The sequence below is a fragment of the Sphaerisporangium sp. NPDC049457 genome (assembly GCF_055586705.1).
On record NZ_JBVJHR010000026.1, the window covers coordinates 24,660 to 43,448 of the forward strand.

Annotated in this window: 11 protein-coding genes; 4 read left to right on the plus strand and 7 right to left on the minus strand. The window is 67.4% G+C overall.

From position 1 onward, the window contains the following. Positions 1 to 178: 178 nt before the first annotated feature. Both ACZ6QO_RS33085 and ACZ6QO_RS33090 read right to left on the minus strand, forming a co-directional pair. The gene (locus ACZ6QO_RS33085; RefSeq protein WP_465856600.1) at positions 179 to 1,996 is read right to left on the minus strand and encodes an ATP-dependent nuclease; all 1,818 of its coding nucleotides are present in this window, start codon (positions 1,994 to 1,996) and stop codon (positions 179 to 181) included. Continuing rightward, on the minus strand, positions 1,997 to 4,111 hold the full coding sequence (locus ACZ6QO_RS33090) for a UvrD-helicase domain-containing protein (protein ID WP_465856602.1): 2,115 nt from the start codon (positions 4,109 to 4,111) through the stop codon (positions 1,997 to 1,999). A gap of 210 nt (positions 4,112 to 4,321) precedes the next feature. Here ACZ6QO_RS33090 and drmD point away from each other — a divergent pair, with 210 nt between their 5' ends. Both drmD and ACZ6QO_RS33100 read left to right on the plus strand, forming a co-directional pair. Beyond that, positions 4,322 to 7,708 carry a DISARM system SNF2-like helicase DrmD gene (gene drmD, locus ACZ6QO_RS33095; RefSeq protein ID WP_465856604.1) on the plus strand — a complete coding sequence of 1,129 codons (3,387 nt, stop codon included), beginning with the start codon at positions 4,322 to 4,324 and terminating at the stop codon, positions 7,706 to 7,708. Between the two features lie 62 nt (positions 7,709 to 7,770). Next, positions 7,771 to 11,853, plus strand: a complete 4,083-nt coding sequence (locus ACZ6QO_RS33100; protein WP_465856606.1) for an Eco57I restriction-modification methylase domain-containing protein — start codon at positions 7,771 to 7,773, stop codon at positions 11,851 to 11,853. A 30-nt stretch (positions 11,854 to 11,883) separates the two neighbouring features. On the opposite strand, the gene ACZ6QO_RS33105 is transcribed toward ACZ6QO_RS33100, so the two are convergent. The 4 genes from ACZ6QO_RS33105 to ACZ6QO_RS33120 form a co-directional block, all read right to left on the minus strand. Next, positions 11,884 to 12,312, minus strand: a complete 429-nt coding sequence (locus ACZ6QO_RS33105; protein WP_465856608.1) for a hypothetical protein — start codon at positions 12,310 to 12,312, stop codon at positions 11,884 to 11,886. A 69-nt stretch (positions 12,313 to 12,381) separates the two neighbouring features. After that, a complete protein-coding gene (locus ACZ6QO_RS33110) occupies positions 12,382 to 14,148 on the minus strand; it encodes an alpha/beta hydrolase (protein ID WP_465856610.1) in 1,767 nt (588 codons plus the stop codon). Between the two features lie 383 nt (positions 14,149 to 14,531). Then, the gene (locus tag ACZ6QO_RS33115) at positions 14,532 to 15,836 is read right to left on the minus strand and encodes a helix-turn-helix domain-containing protein (protein WP_465856612.1); all 1,305 of its coding nucleotides are present in this window, start codon (positions 15,834 to 15,836) and stop codon (positions 14,532 to 14,534) included. A 340-nt stretch (positions 15,837 to 16,176) separates the two neighbouring features. Then, positions 16,177 to 17,055: a hypothetical protein gene (locus ACZ6QO_RS33120; protein WP_465856614.1), complete on the minus strand. Its 879-nt coding sequence runs from the start codon at positions 17,053 to 17,055 to the stop codon at positions 16,177 to 16,179. A 217-nt stretch (positions 17,056 to 17,272) separates the two neighbouring features. Here ACZ6QO_RS33120 and ACZ6QO_RS33125 point away from each other — a divergent pair, with 217 nt between their 5' ends. Together ACZ6QO_RS33125 and ACZ6QO_RS33130 are read left to right on the plus strand one after the other, a co-directional pair. Further along, the gene (locus ACZ6QO_RS33125; protein ID WP_465856616.1) at positions 17,273 to 17,620 is read left to right on the plus strand and encodes a hypothetical protein; all 348 of its coding nucleotides are present in this window, start codon (positions 17,273 to 17,275) and stop codon (positions 17,618 to 17,620) included. Positions 17,621 to 17,777: 157 nt separating this feature from the next. After that, complete coding sequence (locus ACZ6QO_RS33130) at positions 17,778 to 18,233, plus strand: ATP-binding protein (RefSeq protein ID WP_465856618.1); 456 nt, start codon at positions 17,778 to 17,780, stop codon at positions 18,231 to 18,233. A gap of 149 nt (positions 18,234 to 18,382) precedes the next feature. On the opposite strand, the gene ACZ6QO_RS33135 is transcribed toward ACZ6QO_RS33130, so the two are convergent. Beyond that, positions 18,383 to 18,583 carry a hypothetical protein gene (locus ACZ6QO_RS33135; protein ID WP_465856620.1) on the minus strand — a complete coding sequence of 67 codons (201 nt, stop codon included), beginning with the start codon at positions 18,581 to 18,583 and terminating at the stop codon, positions 18,383 to 18,385. Positions 18,584 to 18,789: the final 206 nt, after the last annotated feature.

Genomic DNA, 18,789 nt, shown 5'->3' on the forward strand with positions numbered 1-18,789 from the left:
TTCTCTCAGGAGTCGGGCAGGAACGCAGCGGCATCATGCTCCCCATTCCCGTCACTACGTAAAGTAAATGATCGTAACAGGCTGAATGTTGTAGTCGCCTAGAATCGCTAGCATCAATGACAGATCTCCGGCGGCCAGGCGGCCGGAGCGCCTTCGCATGGACATGGATCCGAAGCGGTCAGCGAACGCAGCGGCAGCGAGGCAGCGGGAGCCGACGAAGTTCGGCCGCGAAATCCCTGGTCGGAGCCGGAAACGGCGGGGCGAGAAGGCAGCCGGCGAATGTGGGCGCACTGGCGTGACGAGACATGTCCCGGCCGTCGAACAGGTCCGCGATCGCGGCCACGAGTGCGTCGGCCCGCTCTCTGACCAGAGATCCGCTGAGGTCGAACTGTTCGTTGAGCTCGGCCAGTAGATTGCCGGCCTTCCAGGCGTTACTCTTTTCCGCGTTCACGCCAAGCCAGGTCTCAACGGCTCCGGCCAGCCGGATGCCGCCGAGGGTGCATGAGCCAGGGTCGTTGGCGGCGGCCCGCAATGCCTCCCATGCGGCTTCGTCCCGGCACACCGCCCGTACGAAATCGTCTCCTGTCCTGCCATGGGCATCCCCGTCCCAGATGACCACGTGCGGGATCTGGAACATCGAGAGCGTCGTCGCCGCGCGGTGAAGTTCGTACTTGCCGAAGGCGTCCAGTACTCCGACGTTGGCCCCGATCCGCTGGAGCAGGCCCTTGGAGCGCAACCAGTTGAAGAACACCACGTCGCTGAACCCTTCGACGACGATCACCTGGTCCGCGAAGAAGGCCGCCGCGCGCTGGCCGTCAAGTTCGCTGAGCAGACGGGCCTGCCGCAGCTCCCGAGATCGGCTGGGCTGCGCCTGTCTGAAGCACCGTTGCGCGGCCTGGGCGTATCTGGAGCGCTCATCGACGCGATCCAGCGCCGCATCGACGTCGTCGGGCGCCAGGAAGGCGGCTGCCACGCCGCCGCCGGACCTGTACAGCCGTACCAGAGAGTCGATGCCGTCGGCGGCGGAGGCGAGCATGGTGGGGTCGTGGGTGGTGATCGTTACCGCGGTGGCCGGACCCGCCGCCAGCTTGTGCAGGTCGCGTGCCAGGCCGGCGATCTGCGCGGGATGCAGGTGCAGCTCGGGCTCCTCGAACACCACCCATCGCAGATCGGATGCCTTGGTGTATCCGGCACGTCCACGCAGTTCCGCGGCGATCTGGATCAACCCGACAATGATCGCGCGTTGCACTCCCATGCCTTGGGCGTCCAGAGGCATGTCCTGACCGTCCGCGATCAGCCGCAGTTCGACGTAGTGACGCAGGATCGTGTCAGGCGTGAGTTCGGCCAGGGCGATCTCCGGCTTCAGCTTCCATGCTCCGAGGACGTCGCTCAGCCGGTGGGACATGGTCGTGACGGGATCGGCCTCCGCGATCAGCGCATCCTTGAGCCGTCCAAGGCTCGCCTCGACCTCGCTCACCGCTCGCGCGACCCGCTGTCCTGACGTGGACGCTTCCAGGATATCGCGCAGTGGCGAGGAGCCGGCCAGCGTGGTGTAGTCGGAAAGACGCGCGGCAGCGGGTACGTAGACGCATCGGCCGATGGCGGGCGACCGCCACGCGAGGGGCGGCTCGCCGCGCCGGATCGCGTAATGGACGTCCGTGCGGCGATCCTCCGCCACGAGACCGGCGGTACCAGGCCGGTCTCCGAAGTACCGGCGCACGGTCAAGCGGGCACCGTCGGCGTGCTCGGTGAGCTCTTCGGCCTCCTCGTCGTCCAGTTCGTACTCGACCTCTACGAAGGACGCGCCACCGTCGTGTCTCCACGGCAGATCCCTGCGCGGCTCCCAGTCCAGGTCGCCGTAGAACAGCCGGATGGCGTCCAGGACGGTGGACTTCCCCGCGTTGTTCGCGGCGATCAGAGCGCCGAACCGCCGGAGATGGATCTTGAGGTCCTGGACGGCGCGGATGTTATGGATGTGAAGCCGCACCGGACGCATTCAGCCCTCTTCCAGAAACGCGCTCGGCGTGCCCGAGTATGAGATGTACAGGGAGTCACGGGCGCGCGTGCCGGCCACGAACAGCAGGCACCGCTCGCGCTGCACGTCCCGCTCGTGCACCATCGGATCCTCTTCCTGCGGCGTGATCGCGCCCGGCAGGGGGACCAGCCCCGCCCGGACACCGATGACGGCGACGCAGCGGAACTCCCTGCCTTTCATGCCGTGCATGGTGCCGATCCGGAGGCCGTCCGAGGACACATCCGACTCCAGGTCCACAGAGCCGATGGCCGCCGCCTGAAGGGCCCGCTGAGCCGCTCTGACCAGCTCGTGCGATCGGGATGCCACCCCGATCGCGGCGAGTTCGACGCCTTCGGCCTCCCAGGATCTGATCTGCTCGACGAGGCCGGCCAGCTCCTGTTCCTGATCGGTGAAGCCCCGCACCATCGGCCTGCGACCGTTGGTCGGTGAATGGAGACCCGCGAGGTCGTCGGCGGCCCCGTCCAGCCCCGCGACCGGGTGCTCGCCGAGCCGGGGAATGGCCCACGCGAGGATCTGCTGGGTCGTCCGGTACGAGATCTTGAGCTTGCGGCCGCGCCCACGCACGTTGATGCCCAGCGAAGCCGGCGAGACCCGGTAGTCGTAGATGCGCTGGTGCGGGTCGCCGACGAGGAAGAGATCGTCAGGGCCTGGAGCCACCGCGGTCCGCAACAGCCGCCAGTGCGCGGGGTGGAGATCCTGTACCTCGTCCACGAGGACATGACGGTACGGAGCCGGCTCCATGTGGGAGAGTTCTTCGGCCGCGAGCGCGCACAACTGGGGATGGACCCATTCCCCACGGTCGGCCAGCTCGGCGGTGACCCGTTTGACGGCCTCCCACACGATGTGCCGCTGCCCGACTGAGAGCGGACGCCCGCGACCAGGGCGGTCGCATCCGAGGTACTGCGCGAGGGTCCGGATCTCCTGGGGGAGGATGACCCGCAGCCACTCCTCCTGGAGGAAGCGGGCCGTGAACGTGGCGTGGACGGCCCTGGCGGCGGCCGCCCAGCGGCTCCGCAGGGTCCTGTCGTCGATGACCGCGGGCTCGTACCCGCGCGCCTGTTTGACGATCTCGTAGGCGAAGGAGTCCAGGGTGGAGACCCGGATGCGGTCGTAGACGTCGTCGTCACGGATGAGCAGTCTCAGCTGCGAGCGCAAAGCGCCGGCGAGGTTCCGGCTGAAGGTGGCGATGAGAATCGGGGTGCCGGGCTCGTCGGCGTACCTCTTGGCCAGGTGGTGCGCGCGGTGCAGCAGGGTCACGGTCTTTCCGGTGCCAGGCCCGCCTGTGACCAGTGCGGGGCCGGTGAAGCCGTCGCGGTAGGCGAGGGCCCGCTGGTCGGGGTGCAGGAAGATGCGCCACGCGTCGATGGGGTGGGCGAGGATCTCCCGCCAGTCGTCGGCGTCGTCCACGAGGACGACGTCCGAGGGGGTACGGCGCATGGCGGTCGCCAGGTCGGCGGGGTCAACCGGGCCGGCGATCTGCTCGGCCGCGTATGCCCTGACCTCCGCGTGCGCCCGTGGGTAGGAGGCTCCGGAGGCGAGAGCGAGCAGCGCCTCGAACTGCATCCGCGGGATCAGGTTCTGCAGGGCGAGGAGATGGTCACGGGTCACCAGCAGCCGGACGAGCTCGCGGATTTCGGGGTCGATGCCGAGCTCGATCAGCTGCGCGTCGGTGACGTGCTCGAACAGGCGGGCGCTGGTGGCCTCGGCCTCGTGGTGCAGCGCCGTCCGGTAGTGCTCCAGGCCGGTGTCGTGCCGCAGCTCCAGCACACCGGTCACCAGGTTGACGCTGGCCCGCATGGTCACCGCGAACCGGACCGCCTCGCCGTGGGGCAGTATCGCCAGCAGCAGGTAGAGGTCGTCCGCGGAGGACAGCATCACGCCATACGTGCCGCCGTCCATCGGGCCCGCCAGGTGAAGCAGGCGTATCCGCCGGTCGCGGGCTTGGGGAACTCGCACCAGAACCCAGCGATCGCGGGCGGTGAACGAGGCGACCACATCAGAAATTGCTTTTTGGGCGGATTTGTCGAGTTTGCTGAATTGCCTCAGGGCCTCGCGGGCCAGCCCGAGTCGCGGCATGCCGGCCTTCCCTCCCCGGCGGTCTCGATAACGAAACTCCAACCGCTCATTGGAACGTTGTTGACCTCCACCACGCCGTGAGAAATATTAAGACCTTTGGCGTGGCCTTTGCGGAGTTATTCGCCGGGCGTGGGCGACGACCACACGAAGGCCAGATCCGAGACTCACGACTCGCGTACCCCCCCGACGACGAGGAGAGACCGCACAGTGATGGCCCATGCAGCGGCGCAGGCGGTTGACGGCATCCCGGCGCAGGGCCAACTGGTCACGGTACGCAACCGTCCGTGGGTGGTCGCCGACGTGCTCCGCAGCAGCGTGGCCAGCAGCGACCCGCATGTCGCCACCGGCGCGCCAGAGCACCTGGTGACGCTGGTCAGCGTCGAGGACGACGCCCGTGACGAGGAGTTACGGGTGATCTGGGAGCTGGAACCCGGTGCGGTCGTGCACGAGCAACAGGATCTGCCCAGCCCAGAGCACGGCTTCGACGCCCCCGAGTCGCTCGCGGCGTTCCTCGACGCGGTCCGCTGGGGAGCGATCGCGTCGGCCGACAAGACGGCGCTGCAAGCCCCGTTCCGGTCCGGCATCGAGATCGAGCCATACCAGCTCGACCCCGTGGTGCGGGCGCTGTCCATGCCGCGCACCAATCTGCTCATCGCCGACGACGTGGGCCTCGGCAAGACGATCGAGGCCGGGCTCGTCATGCAGGAGCTCATGCTCCGGCACCGCGCCCGCACCATGCTCATCGTCTGCCCGGCCAGCCTGACCCTGCAGTGGCGCGACGAGATGCGCGACAAGTTCGGCCTGGACTTCCGCATCGTCGACAGCACTCTGCTCAAGGACCTCCGGCGTTCGCGCGGCCTGTACGCCAACCCGTGGAGCCACTACCCGCGCCTGATCGTCAGCATCGACTGGCTCAAGCGCACCCGGCCGATGCGGCTGCTGCGTGAGCTGCTCCCCCCGGTCCCGCGCTACCCGCGGACGTTCGACCTGCTGGTGGTGGACGAGGTGCACACCTGCTCCCCGGCCGGCCGGGGAGCCTATCCCGTCGACTCGCTTCGGACGGCCGCGATCAGGGAGCTGGCCCCGCACTGCGAGCACCGGCTGTTCCTGTCGGCCACCCCGCACAACGGCTACCTCGAGTCCTTCACCGCGCTGCTGGAACTGCTGGACGACCAGCGGTTCGCCCGGGGCGTGAAGCCGACCGAGGATCAACTCGCCAGGGCGATGGTGCGCCGTCTCAAGAGCGAGCTGCCGCCCCGATGGAACGGCTCCGCCCTGTTTCCCAAGCGGTGCCTGGACTATCTGGAAGTCGACTACTCCGGCGCCGAGACGACCGCGCACGAACAGCTCACCAGATACGCCAGGTCACGGTCGGCGGGGACGGGGCGAGTGGCGGCCGACTTCGTCGTCAGCCTGCTGAAGAAGCGCCTGTTCTCCTCCCCCAAGGCGTTCGCCGAGACGGTCGAGACGCACCTGGCCACCATGACGGCCAAGGAGGACGCCTTCGCCAAGGAGGCCGAGCTCGCCGCCGGGCGCGAGGGGGACGCCGGAGTGAGGCTCCTCCGGCCGCTGATCGACGATCTCGACGTGACCGCCGAGGACGACGAAGCGTACGCCACCGCGGCCCAGGCGGCCCTCACCGCCGCGCGGCAGCTCATGCGCCCGCTCACCGCGGAGGAGCGCGACCTGCTCGGTGACCTGCTGAAGTGGGCCCGCGACGCGCAGGACCGGCCGGACGCCAAGTTCGCCGCCTTCCGCGCCTGGCTCGACCCGCTGGTCCGGCCGGGCGGCGAGTGGAACGACGAACGCGTCATCGTGTTCAGCGAATACCGCGACACCCAGCGCTGGCTGCACGAGCAGATGCTGGCCGCCGGCTACCCCGCCGACCGCATCGAGTTGCTGTACGGCGGGCAGGACCGCGACGAGCACGAGCGCATCAAGACCGAGTTCACCGAGGCCCCCGGCACGGACAACCCGGTGCGCGTCCTGCTGGCCACCGACGCCGCGAGCGAGGGCATCAACCTCCAGAGGTACTGCCACCGCGTGCTCCACTGGGAGATCCCGTGGAACCCCAACCGTCTGGAGCAGCGCAACGGCCGCGTCGACCGGCACGGCCAGCCCGCCTCGCAGGTGGACATCCGGCATTTCGTGCCGCGCGGCTGGGAGAACGCCGTCCCCGGCTCGATGGAAGGGTCACTGGAGGACGAACTCGCCTTCCTGTGGATAGCGGCGAAGAAGGTCGACCAGATCAGGGAGGACCTGGGCAGCGCCGGAGACGTCATCGCCGCCCGGGTCGAGGAGAAGATGCTCGGCAGGCGCGTCGACTGGCGGGCCACCGACACCGAGATCGCGGCGAAGGCCTCCCGGGCGCGGCTCAAGGTGGAGCGTGACCTGGCCCGCGAGCTGTCCCGCCTGGCCGGCAAGCTCTCCGAAAGCCGCACGGAGCTGAACCTCACCTCCGCCACGGTGGAACGCGTTGTCCGTACCGCGCTGCGCCTGGCCCACCGCAAGGACCTCATCCCCGCCGAGGCCCCGGAGGGCGTCTCCGCGCCGTGCTTCCGGCTGCCCGAACTGCCCGGCGCCTGGGCCCAGGCCCGCAACGACGGGCTGTTACATCCGCTCACCGGCCAGGAACGCCTGGTCGCCTTCGCCTCCGAGGCGGTGGCGGGCCGCAGTGACATCGTCCTGCTGCACCTGGGGCACCGCCTGGTCCAGATGTGCATGCGCCTGCTGCGCGCCGAACTATGGGCCAACGCCGCCGACGGCGCCGGCCGCACGCCCGCTCCCGAGTCGGCGTCCGTACCCGAGCCGGCGGTGACGAACGGGCGGGCGACCGCGTCCGCTCCGCAACCGGTGAACGGGCAGGTGAACGGACACGCGACGGCGCGGGAGAACGGGCACACCACCGCGCCTGCCCCAGGCCACGACAGCGGCGGCTCCAAGCTGTCGAGGGTCACCGCCCGCGTCGTGCCGGGCGACGTGCTCCGCGTCCCCGCCGTCGTCGCGCACGGCCGCGTCGTCATCACCGGCTCGGCCGGGACCCGCCTGCACGAAGAGATCGTGTACGCCGGAGGACTCATCGACGCGGGCAAGCTCGTCCCCACCCGGGAGGCTGAGATCGACCAATGGCTGGCGGCGGCCTCCGAACAGCCCATACCACCGCGGATGCGCGACCAGCTCACCGGACTCTGGCGGCCCGTCCTCGCAGAGCCCTTGCGCAGACGCCTGGCCAACCGGGCCGAACAGCGCAAACGGAGCATCCGCGCCTTGCTCGACAAACGCTGCGAGGAGGAGGTCACCGCGATCGAAGCCGTGCTCGACGAGCTCAAGCGCTCGATCGAGGCCGCGCTCGCCGAGACCACGCGCTGGCAGCAGCCCAGCCTCTTCGAGGACGAGCAGAAGGAGCAGCGCGAACAGCTCCGCAAGGACCACGAAGCGCTGCAGGAGCGGCTGCGCGCGATCCCCGCCCAGCGTGTCGCCGAGACCGAGGCGCTGCGCCGCCGCTACGCCGACCCGAAGGAGCGTTCCTTCCCCGTGTCCGTGACCTTCCTCGTCCCCGCCGCGCTCGCCCACGCCGCCGCCCGAGGTGAGCGGTGAGCCCCCGGACGAGCACGCGCACGGCCACCATGTCAGGGCGCGGCGTCCGACGGTCCCCGGTCGTGTCAGTGGCCGACCAGCACGCCGACTGGCTACGGCTGCTACGGCCCGACGGCCCGTTCCTGGCCGTCAGCGCACTCTCCGACGTCATGGAGCAGGGCCTGGACGTCGTCCCGGCCGAGACGACCGCCCGGCTGCGTCAGGCCTGGCTGGAGGTGCAGGCGGCACCGGACCTGCTGCGCCCCGCCTGGGTGGACCTGATCTTCACCGAGTTGCTGCGCTGGCCCGCCGGGGTATTGGCCGCCGATGGCCGGCTTCCGGACGAGCTGCGCTCCTGGGGCGGCGACCAGGCCCGCCCCGACGCCGTCGTCTACGGCCCCGCCCCCGCGTCCGGTCGCGCCGAGCGGCTGCTGGTCTACCGTCGCCGCTGGGATGAGCCGCTGACCCGGGCGACCCGCGACCAGCCCTCCATGGTCGAGCAGGCCGCCATGCTCTGCCGCCGCCGGGGCGTGCCGCTGGCCCTGCTCACCGACGGCCGGTTCTGGGTGCTCGTTCATGCCAAGCAGGGCGGCCCGACGAGCACCGCGATCTTCGACGCCGACCTGTGGTTGGAGGAACCCGCGCTGCTGCGGGCCTTCGCCTCCCTGCTCGGCGCCTCCCGGTTGCTGCCCCCGCCGGCCCAGGCGGACGGCACCCCGTCGGCCTCGCTCGCCGAGCTCTTCGAGCGTACGGCGAACGCGCAGACGCAGGTCACCGACACACTCGGTGACCAGGTGCGGCAGGCCGTGGAGCTGCTCGTCGGCGAGTTCGCCCGGCTCGACCGCGAGTCCGGCGGCGCGCTGCTCGCCAAGGTCCCGGAACGGGAGATCTACCGGGCCACGCTCACCGTCATGATGCGGCTGGTCTTCCTGCTGTACGCCGAGGAGCAGCGGCTGTTGCCCGTACTCGATCCGGTCTACTCGGCCGGCTACGCGGTCTCCAGCCTCTACACCCAGCTTGACGAGGTGCACCAGCTGCACGGAGACGAGATCGCCGACCGCAGTCCGGCCGCCTGGCCGCGCCTGCTCGCCCTGTTCACCGCCGTCCACCGTGGCTGCGACCACCCCGACCTGCGCATCCCCGCCTACGGCGGCTCGCTGTTCGACCCGGCCACCTACCCGTGGCTGCCGGCGCTGAAGGTGACCGACCGGGTGATCCACCGGATTCTCGACGCGCTCCTGCTGCTCAAGCCGAAGCAGCGCGGCAGGACGCCGGAGCGGCTCTCCTACAAGGGCGTCGGCGTCGAGCAGATCGGGCACGTGTACGAGGGCCTGCTGGAGTACTCCTGCAAGAAGGTCGACGAGCCGTACGCCGGGCTGATCGGCGGGCTGGAGCCGGAGATCTCCCTGAGCCTTCTCGAAGCCGAGCACGCCAAGGGCGAGGAGTCGTTCGCCGAGTGGCTGAAGAAGGTCTGCGGCGCGAGCCAGACCCAATTGCGCAAGGCCTTCGCCTACCGACCAACGACGAGCGAGATCGGCGATCTGGGCTCGGCCTGCGACAACAACGCCGAACTGGCGGCGCGCGTCCGCCCGTTCCTCGGCCTGCTCCGCCGGGACCTGCGCGGCATCCCCACCGTGTTCCCGAAGGGCTCGGTGCTCTTCACCCAGGTCGGCGACCGCCGCGCCACCGGGACCCACTACACCCCCCGGCCGCTCGCCGAGGAGGTCGTCGAACACACCCTCGCGCCGCTGGTCTACTCCCCCGGCCCCGCCGAGGGCGTCGAGCCGGGGGTGTGGCAGGCCAAGTCGTGGGAGGAACTGCTCAAACTCAAGGTCGTCGACCCTGCGATGGGCTCCGGTGCCTTCCTGGTCTCCGCCTGCCGCTACCTCGCCGACCGTGTCCTGGACGCGTGGGAACGCGACGGCCTGCCGCGTGAGGTGGCGGTCGCGGTCGGGGCCGACTACGACCGCGATTCGCTCCACCTGCACGCCCTGCGCCTGGTCGCCGCCCGGTGCGTCTATGGCGTCGACCGCGACGAAATGGCCGTCGAGCTGGCCAAGCTCTCGTTGTGGCTGGTCACCCTGGCCAAGGACAAGCCGTTCGGCTTCCTCGACCACGCCCTGCGCTGCGGAGACTCGTTGGTCGGCCTGGTATCCGAGTCTCAGGTCGTGGCCTTCCACCTCGACCCCGAGCGCGGCCAGGCCCTGAACAACCGGCTCGCCGGAGAGATCGACAAGCTGGCCTCGTCCATCCTCACCGAGGCGACCGAGCTCCGCGAACGCATCGAGGCCACCACGGTCAACGACCCCCGTGAGGCCGAAGAGAAGGCCACCCTGCTCGCCCGCGCCGACGGCCTCACCGCCCGCCTCCGCCTCGCCGCCGACGCGGTAGCCGGCGCCGCCCTCTCCACCGCGGGAAAGAGCGAGGACGCCTTCGACACCCGCCTCACCTCAATCGCCGACGAGGTCACGGCCGCCCTGCACGGCGACACCACCAAAGAGCAAACGGCCCGCACAACCATCACCTCCTGGCTTAAAGGAAACTGCCGCCCTGCGCCGATCCGCCCCCTGCACTGGCCCCTGGAGTTCCCCGAGGTCATGCGCAAGGGCGGCTTCGACGCTGTGATGGGCAACCCACCCTTCATCGGTGGCAAACGACTGACCAGCTCGATCGGTGAGGACTTGCGTGAACACCTTGTCAAGCATGTCGCCGGAGGAAAGCGTGGCAGCGCCGACCTATGCTCATACTTCCTGCTCCGTAATCTGTCGGTGGCACCGAGCGGCCGGGTCGGCCTTATCGCCACGAACACGATCTCGCAAGGTGACACGCGTGAAGTCGGGCTTGATGAGGTGTACGCACGCCGCTGGCAGGTCTACCGCACCGTAAAGTCGCAGCCCTGGCCTGGTACAGCTTCTCTGGAGGTTTCCTTGGTCTGGGCAGGACGCCCAGGGGAGCGAGAGAAGCGGATCCGGGACGGCAGCGAGGTGCCTGCCATCACTTCTTCCCTCGATCCCGAAGGTCGCTTGGACGGTAATCCCCATCGGCTCGCCGCCAACGCCGGCCACTCGTTCATCGGCTCCTACGTTCTCGGCCTCGGCTTCATGATGACTCCCGAAGAAGCCAGGGCACTGATCGAAAAGGATCCACGCAATGCAGAGGTTCTATTCCCATACCTCAATGGAGAGGACCTCAACTCACGCCCGGACTGCTCTGGTCGCCGCTGGGTGATCAATTTCCATGACTGGCCCATCGAGAAGGCTAGGGATTATCCGGAACCTTTCGCCATCGTGGACCGCAAAGTCAAACCATTCCGGGAGCAGAGCAACCGAAAGGTATACCGTGACTATTGGTGGCAATATGCCGAAAAACAAAGGGCAATGCTGGAGGCTATTGCAAGCCTGGATCGGGTACTAGTAATCGCACTAGTTAGCAAGACCGGATTGCCGACGTTTTCCCGGGCCGGCCAGGTGTTCTCACACATGCTAGGGGTGTTCGTCACCGACAAAAATGCAGACCTCGCACTACTGTCGAGCGCATTCCACTTCACCTGGTGGACCACAAAGGGCCAGTCAACGATGCGAAGCGATACCCGATATACTCCGTCGGATGGATTCGAAACGTTCCCTCAGCCGACTCCAACAAAACGAATGGCCATGAGCGGGGAGGTACTTCACACCTTTCGAAGCGGGCTGATGATGGAGCGCGGACTAGGGTTGACTGCTCTATATAATCTAGTGAACGACCCATCTGAATCCGACCCGGGAGTCGACCGGATTCGCGAACTCCATGTCGAGATCGACGAAGCGGTGCGGGAGGCGTACGCACTCGATGAAGAGCGTGAGCCTCCTATCAGCGAGTACGAGGCTAGGAAGGCGAATTCCTCATTGCCCGCCTGGTCGGAGATCGACCTCGCTCACGCGTTTTACGATCACGGCCAAGGTGTGCGCTGGACAATCAGTCCGCAGGCGCGCCTTGATGTGCTGGACAAGCTCCTAGCGCTAAACTTCTACCGTTATGCGCAGGAGGAGAAAGCTGGCCTGCACTCGGGCAGGAAGTCGACCAAGGGCAAACGAGTCAAGCCTGCCACTACCCAGCCTGCACCCGCCCAAGCGGTGACCGATTCCTTCGGCGGCACCCTCTTCCAACCGCCGGACACTCTCTTCTGAGACTTTCCACGTACTCCTCGCAATATGGCATCACGGATTCGAGGAAGGCTCTGGAGTTCCATTCGGCCATACGCATATTGACGACACCCCCAGGCCGAGCTCGTCATCGCCGACAGCATCGAGCGCCAACAGGAAATCGTCCGGCGTGGAACGAGCGGCTATGGTCTTCCCGGTCTTGGATACGCCCTCGATGACGTAACCCCGCTGTTTCCAGTATTCCCTGACCTGTAGCGCTACCGCGTTGATCTGGTCTTCCGGAATCCCGCGGAGGTAGTAGTTGCGGCCGACAATGATGCGACCCTTTGAACCACCACTGGCCGAATTCCCGCAGGGCCCGTTCCGCAGACTGGTGGGATCAATCTCCAAACGAGGTTTCGGCGTCAGCGCTGAAACGGTCTCGTTGATGAGCTGCTCGACACGAGCCAGAGCCTGAGCTTCGGTCATAGTTGGTTTTTCCACAGTGCCTCCATGACCGCACGCAGCCGTCAATACCGCAATGGCAACCAACCCAGCGAGGAAGCGGGGCATCTATCCTCCAGCCGGCCGGGGAGAGGGTACTTGGTGGAAGGTCGGTTCCTCTGCCGACTTCGGCTCTGCTACTACTGATGGCGGCGCCGTTGGACGTGGGGGCGCGGGGCTCTCAGGAGGTTCAGGAAAAGGAACCAACTCGTCATACTGACCGTTGATCAGGTATCCGATGTTCCGCAACGAGATCGACCTTCGATCCCAGCCTCTTTCATTGTCGCCCCAGTAGCTGGAGTGGCCTGCGAAACTGCCAATTGAGTCCCCGGAGTCGGGTACGTAGAAGCGCTTCGCGCCGAACTCGCTGCGACTGGGGTCGGCGCCGAACGGCCCTTCGCCCTTCACGAAACCCTTCCAGATGTCCTTCGCCAATTCTTTCAGTACGCCCTGCGCGTCGGGCGTCACCGGCTGCAGAGGCCCAAAAGAGCCGATGTCGCCCACTGGGTCGTTGGGGGCCTCCCCCACCCAGACCGAATCAACTCCCAGATCCTTGGCGTGCATGGCGACGACCCCGGGGCTACCCACGAAGATCAGTTGATCCGCGAAGGACTTCGGGCGCATTTGGGCGGCGACCCCGGTCACCGTGGACCCGTAGCTGTGCCCAAGCACGGTGAACCGAGCGTCGGAGGCGGCCCGGTGAGCGGCATGCACGCCGTCGGCGAAGCTGGCCAGCGCCGGAGCCCCGGCAAGAGCGTCGTCGAGCGTGGCAGGCGTGTGCGCCGGCCCCGCGTCCCCCCACTGCGGAGCCGCGTACCCCAGCCAGGCGATCGAGGCGACCTTCGTCCCGGGAGCGAGGAAATTCGCTTGTGCCCACATATCTGAGGCGCGCTGGACGTCGCCGTCGAACTTCTCCAGTCTCGTACCGGTGCCGGGCACATAGGCAACGACCCTGTCAGCCTCGTCTGGATCGCCGAAGGAAATCGCGGTCTTACCCAGGCCGCCAAGCTCCACCTGCATGAGGTACGCCGAGGGGAGACCGTTCCGCCCTCCTTGCGCCAAGCCCCGTTCGACGGAGGCGAGTTGGCGCATCTTCACTTCGGCTTCCTCAATCGCCTTTCTGACCTCATCCGAGGAGGGCAGCGCGCGAAGTCGTGCCAACTCCGAGCCGAGCCAGGTCTTTTCCGCTCGGAGGTAGTTGCGGTTGGCCTGGTCGCGGGCGGCGGCGGGGAGGCCGTTCAGGCTGCCGATCAACTGGGGAGACTGGTTGATCAGACGCTCCTGGGCCGGCTTGCCCAGTTGGTGCCACCATGCGCTGAGCCGGTTGGCCAGAGTCGCGTCCTTGCCGGTGTTCTGGAGGGCCACCAGGGCCTTGAGCGCCGCTGCGTCGCCGTTATCGGCCGCGGCCGTCAGCTTGCTCACCTCGCCGGGGTCGGGTGCGTACCCACCGAACAGTCCGAACCCCGCCATCGCCTTGGTGGCCGGCCCAGTGCCGTGCTCCTGCTGGATCATCGACAGGCGTCGCCGCAGGTCACCGACCTGCTCCTGTGCCCACTCGCCGGCACCGGCGACTTCCTTGCCCAATGACGCGGGCATGCATAACGCCGAAAGCTCTACCGACAGCCGATGACCTGCCTCGGGTAAGTCCTGCCCGGCCCGCTGCAACGAGGTGACCAGCCCCTCCATGGCGGCGACGTCCATCCCGGAGAAGCCGGTTCGCACCGCCGTCATCACGTTCACCGAGGTGGTGAACGATGGCGCTTGAGGCGCCTGGCCGCCCAGTTGCCGGATGCGGGCCGCGATCTGCTGGGCCGCTTCCTGGAAGGCTCGTTGCATCGCCGTACGCTGCTCGCTCAAGGCCCTGGAGAACGCAGGCGCTCCCCCGCCCACCCACGCGGAGGCCGCCATGCACCGCATCGGGGAATCCAGCGCCGTGGCATGCTCGTCGGCCAGCCGAATCACCCTCGATAAAGCAGCCTCCAAATCCGCCGTCTGCCCCGTAGCCACAAGGTGTCAGAATTCCATGTAGATCGGACATTCTGCAACCACTCATACACACGCGGCAGCACACGGCCCTTACTTCTTGAATGCCCGTATCTCCGGCGTGGACACGGCGGAAGTCGGGGAAGAAGCGCGGAAGTCGGTCACGGCGCGACATTCCGGGGCATGACGTCCTCTCCACTCCCCTGAACAGGCACGCGCCGGTAGACCGCCTCTCTTCAGTGACTTCGGACGGGTTCGAGGGCCAGGACCTTGCGAAACTCGGCGACGGAGGAACGGTCCTGCTGGTCATGAGGCACAGCGCGGAGCACGATGTGACCGGTCTCGATGATATGACGGATTCGTTGACTAGGTTTGAGTGCGTCGATCGTCGTCGCTGCCCGGTGCATCCCTTCATCCACTCCACCTTGGACAACTGTGCACAGCGCCCGATGGAGATCAGCGTTGACGGGGTGGATGTAGCTCCGATTGTGCTTGAGAACGTTGCAGCGGGCCGTTTCCGCCGCCGACTCCTGGCCCGCAGCGGCGTACACCCAGCTTTCGGTGAAATAGATGCGATTCGGCGTCCAGAAGCCGTAGTAGTCCGGGGCAACACCCTTGTCCGCGATCTTGTACAGGGTGTGCAACGTGTCGAGCGCCTGCTCGTGTCTGCCGAGCATGGACAGGGCCTTGGCCTCAGTGGTCATCAGGTCGACATTCGGCTCGCGAGTGAGTTGCTGGCCACGACGCACCAACTCGAGTACTGCCTGAGGGGATCGCTGGCCGTACAACCCATGCCCGGCCTCCTCGCACCTGACCAGTAGGCGGAGAGCCAGGTCACCGGAGGTGTCTGCGGCCTGCCGTGCGGTGTACCACCAGCGCATGGCCCCGCCGTGATCGTCCAAATAGGTCAGGACAATGGCGTGCAGGGACGAGAGCACGGCCATGCTGCGTTGTAGTTCGATCTGGTCGGCCGGGGGGGCGGTGGCCAGTTGGCGGCGGAGCGCGTAGAGGTCGATAATCAGGTCGGTGGCGACCTGGGCCGGGGGACGGGTGCGCATCGCGTGCAGGTGGTCGGCGCAGGCCAGGTCCCAGTCTTCGAGACTTCGGTGCTCCCGCCCCAGCGAGATGTCGAGCAACTGGCGCAGGGATTCGCTGGAGACGCCCAGGGTGCCCAGCGTGCCGAGGCCGGCGAGGAACTGGAGGGCGGCACGGCGTTCCATGTCGTCATCTCCATTGCAATATGCGGAGTTTCCGCGATACCTACCCGCATTCCGCTGCTCCGACTCGGCGGCGCCGAGACGCTCCAGCGTGGCGTACAGCGCCATGAGAATGCCGTGTGCCCCGTACACCTGATCAAGACGCGGAACCATGTCCGGCGGGGGAACGCGTTCGCCGCGCTCCCACTTGGCGAGGTTGGAGAAGTCGGTGTACATCTGCGTGGCCGCCCGGCGCAGCCCGAGATTCGGCCTGCTCTCGCGGCAGTGGCGCATCACCGCACCGAACAGATGCCAGGGGGAGGCATGCGGGTCGACTGCGCTCATGACGCCCCTCACGATCGTGGACTTCGGCGTGACCACGCATGACCACGCCATCACCCTTCCATTATTCGATCACTGTCAATGATCGCATCACTTCAATGCGTAGTCACGGGAAATCACGAAATCACCGCTGATACGCGTACCGCGCCCCAGCCGGAAACGCGAGCCGCCGACGACGCCGAGGCGGTCGCGTCGGCGGCTTCCGCCGTCACGCGGGGAGGCCGTTATTCGGCGAGGGCCACCTTGCGGGACTTCAGCACCCTGAAGGTGGCCCCGGCCATGCCTTCGGCGCGGCCCCATTCCCGGGACAAGGAGACAGGGTGGAGGAAGATCTCGTCGGCCATCAGGCGAGCAACTCCTCGACGGTCGCGACCACACCTGCGCGACGAAGCCACGTCTCGAGCCGGCCCGAGTCGGCACACGACGCGATGCGCTCACGCTGCTCTTCGCTGATGACCAGACCGCGCCCCTCCAGCACCAGCAGAACGGATTTGGCCTCACCTTCGGCCAGGCCCTCCTTGCGGCCCTCCTCGCGGCCCTTGGCACGGAGCTCGGAGATGTAGGGGTAGGGCTTGGTGGCCATCAGCGTCCTCCATAGATCGCGCGCGTGTCCCTTGCCGAGCCCCAACTCGGTGAACTCGGCCAGGCCGGCGGCCTCTTTCTTGTCGATGTCGCGGAGTGCGTCGGACAATACATCGAGTATCGCATTCGCCTGTCGTGACCTTGCGTGTACGACCGCTGACAGGATGGCGAAGTGGATGTCCTCGGCCGCCTGGTTCACGTCGACGACAGCGGGGACGTTGCCGGGGCCGAGTACCAGGGGGCGGACGGTCAGAGCGTGCCACTCGGGCAGCCCGACCGTGTAGGGCTCTTCGGCCCAGCGCGCGGTGGCGGCGCTGCGGCAGGTGACGATCAACAGGACGTCGCACTCGTAGGTGTCGTGCAGTTGGGCCAGGTAGCGCGCCCATCGGCGGCGCTTCTCCTCTGATTTCTTGGTCTGGGATTCAACGGCGACGATCAGCCGCCGATCGGGAAAGTGCAGCATCAGCAGGGTGTCGACCCAGCGGGAGACGGGTTCCAGGTCGGTGAGGTCGACGTTCATGATCTCGACCTTGACCGGGTCGGGGAGGGGCATGCCCAGCTCGTTGCGCAGGACGCGAGAGAGCAGCTCGGTGCGTCGCTGGAAGATCCGGTGCAGTGCCTCGTGCGGAGCAGCGGGCATGGCGGAAAGTTACCATGAGATTACCCAGAGCATGCACTCGTGAACGCATGCCCCGTGGTCTCGGCACGCGACCACACCTGACCACGCCGTTGCCCTTCCACCCCCTCCGGTCACCGTTCACGATGACACCGCTACAGCCAGTAGCCGTGAAATGGCGGGACCCGCGGGCGATAGCAGCGCCACGCGGGCCCCTGATCAGGAAAGCAGGTCCTGACCTGTGGTGAAGCGTAGAGGTCTACGGCGCCTGTTCGGGCGCGGTGGCGGCAAGCGGATCGGCCGGCACGCCCTCGGGCGGCCGTACGTCGAAGTCGAACGCGCCGGTCATGGCGAGCCCGACCTGGCCGACCGTGCCGCCGCCGTCCTGCTGGACCGGATGGAGCCGGCCTGGACGATCATGTACGGGCCGTGGAGCCGCCGCTTCTACGCCCTCGCGCTGTACCCGACCCCGGAGCCGCTGGTGGTGGAGGCCCGCACCGCTCAGGACCTTCTCACCGAGATGCGCCACGCCGAGCAGGAGTGGGTGCTCGGCACCCGGCCGCACGCCACGGTCGCACCGGCCGCCTGAGCGGTCCCCGCCACGTTCCCACGGCGCTGCCCGGCATCCGGCACGCCGGATATCGAAGGTCTCCCGGTGTCACATCGGCGCCCCTCAGAAGCTCCTGCCCGGCGCGCCGTCCGCCCTGTCATTTCGCCGCACCTCCCACTCAAGGACACCCGACGCGATGAGCACCCCCGCGCCACGAACCGAGACCGCCGCCTTTCCGGCCACCGGCACATCGGTGGCCGAGGCCCGGCGCTGGCTGGGCAAGATCCTGGACGGCCATCCCCGCCGCGACGACGCGGTCCTGCTGCTCTCGGAGGCCGCCACCAACTCCCTGCTGCACACCGATTCCGCCACGATCGGCGTCGCCGCGACGATCGAGGAGAACGGCGACGTGCGGATCGCGGTCACCGATGGAGGCGCCGAGACCATCCCGAACATTCCCGGGCACCCCGAGGACGACCTGACATCCTCCGGCCGTGGAATCCGCCTGATCCGCGTCCTGTCCACCCGCTGGGGCTTCACCGAGGACCGCCCCCACCACGTCCTTTGGTTCGTCCTCTCGGGTCACGACAGGGAACACGGCAGGGCGACCCCCACGGCGCCGTTGGTCGATGGCGTGCGCAATGGAGCATGAGCCGTCTCAGCGAGACCTTCGGAGCCGATGTGGGCCGTGGTGCGCTCACCCTGGCCCATGGTCCATCCGGTATCCGGCGAGGCGCTTCTTGATGATCAGAGAGGAGACATCGGTGTCGAGGATGACGGGGGGTGTGTGCATCTGCAAGATCAGCTGAGATGTGCGTGGCGTTCGGCGTATGTGAAGGTCAAGAACTCCTCCAGCTCTTTGTCCGTCTGAAAGACGTCCGGTGCTGTGAGGTCATCGAGGGATGTGATCGGTCGGGCGCCCTTGGCCCTGACCAGTTCCTCTGGGGAGGTCTTGGGACGCACCGGCGGGTATATCGGGTGGTCAGGCTGGCTCTCGCTCATGATGACCCCCTTGTCCTCGCGTGCCGACAGGTTCAGCGTACAGCGGCCGCCGCGTGATCACAGGGAGTCCCACATAACGTGATAACAGGGAGTCCCACATAAACCGACGGCAGGGACAGAGCCTGACGTGGTTCTCGGGCGGAATGTCAGGCCGGACGCCTAAAGTCGTGCCTGTGATACAGCCATCGGCGGGGAATTCGGTCCTA

Bases quoted from the DNA above. Each gene is read 5' to 3' on its own strand.
- ACZ6QO_RS33085 (WP_465856600.1), bottom strand. From the start codon at position 1,996: ATGCGTCCGGTGCGGCTTCACATCCATAACATCCGCGCCGTCCAGGAC.
- ACZ6QO_RS33090 (WP_465856602.1), bottom strand. From the start codon at position 4,111: ATGCCGCGACTCGGGCTGGCCCGCGAGGCCCTGAGGCAATTCAGCAAA.
- drmD (WP_465856604.1), top strand. From the start codon at position 4,322: ATGGCCCATGCAGCGGCGCAGGCGGTTGACGGCATCCCGGCGCAGGGC.
- ACZ6QO_RS33110 (WP_465856610.1), bottom strand. From the start codon at position 14,148: ATGCAACGAGCCTTCCAGGAAGCGGCCCAGCAGATCGCGGCCCGCATC.
- ACZ6QO_RS33115 (WP_465856612.1), bottom strand. From the start codon at position 15,836: ATGAGCGCAGTCGACCCGCATGCCTCCCCCTGGCATCTGTTCGGTGCG.
- ACZ6QO_RS33120 (WP_465856614.1), bottom strand. From the start codon at position 17,055: ATGCCCGCTGCTCCGCACGAGGCACTGCACCGGATCTTCCAGCGACGC.
- ACZ6QO_RS33130 (WP_465856618.1), top strand. From the start codon at position 17,778: ATGAGCACCCCCGCGCCACGAACCGAGACCGCCGCCTTTCCGGCCACC.
- ACZ6QO_RS33135 (WP_465856620.1), bottom strand. From the start codon at position 18,583: ATGAGCGAGAGCCAGCCTGACCACCCGATATACCCGCCGGTGCGTCCC.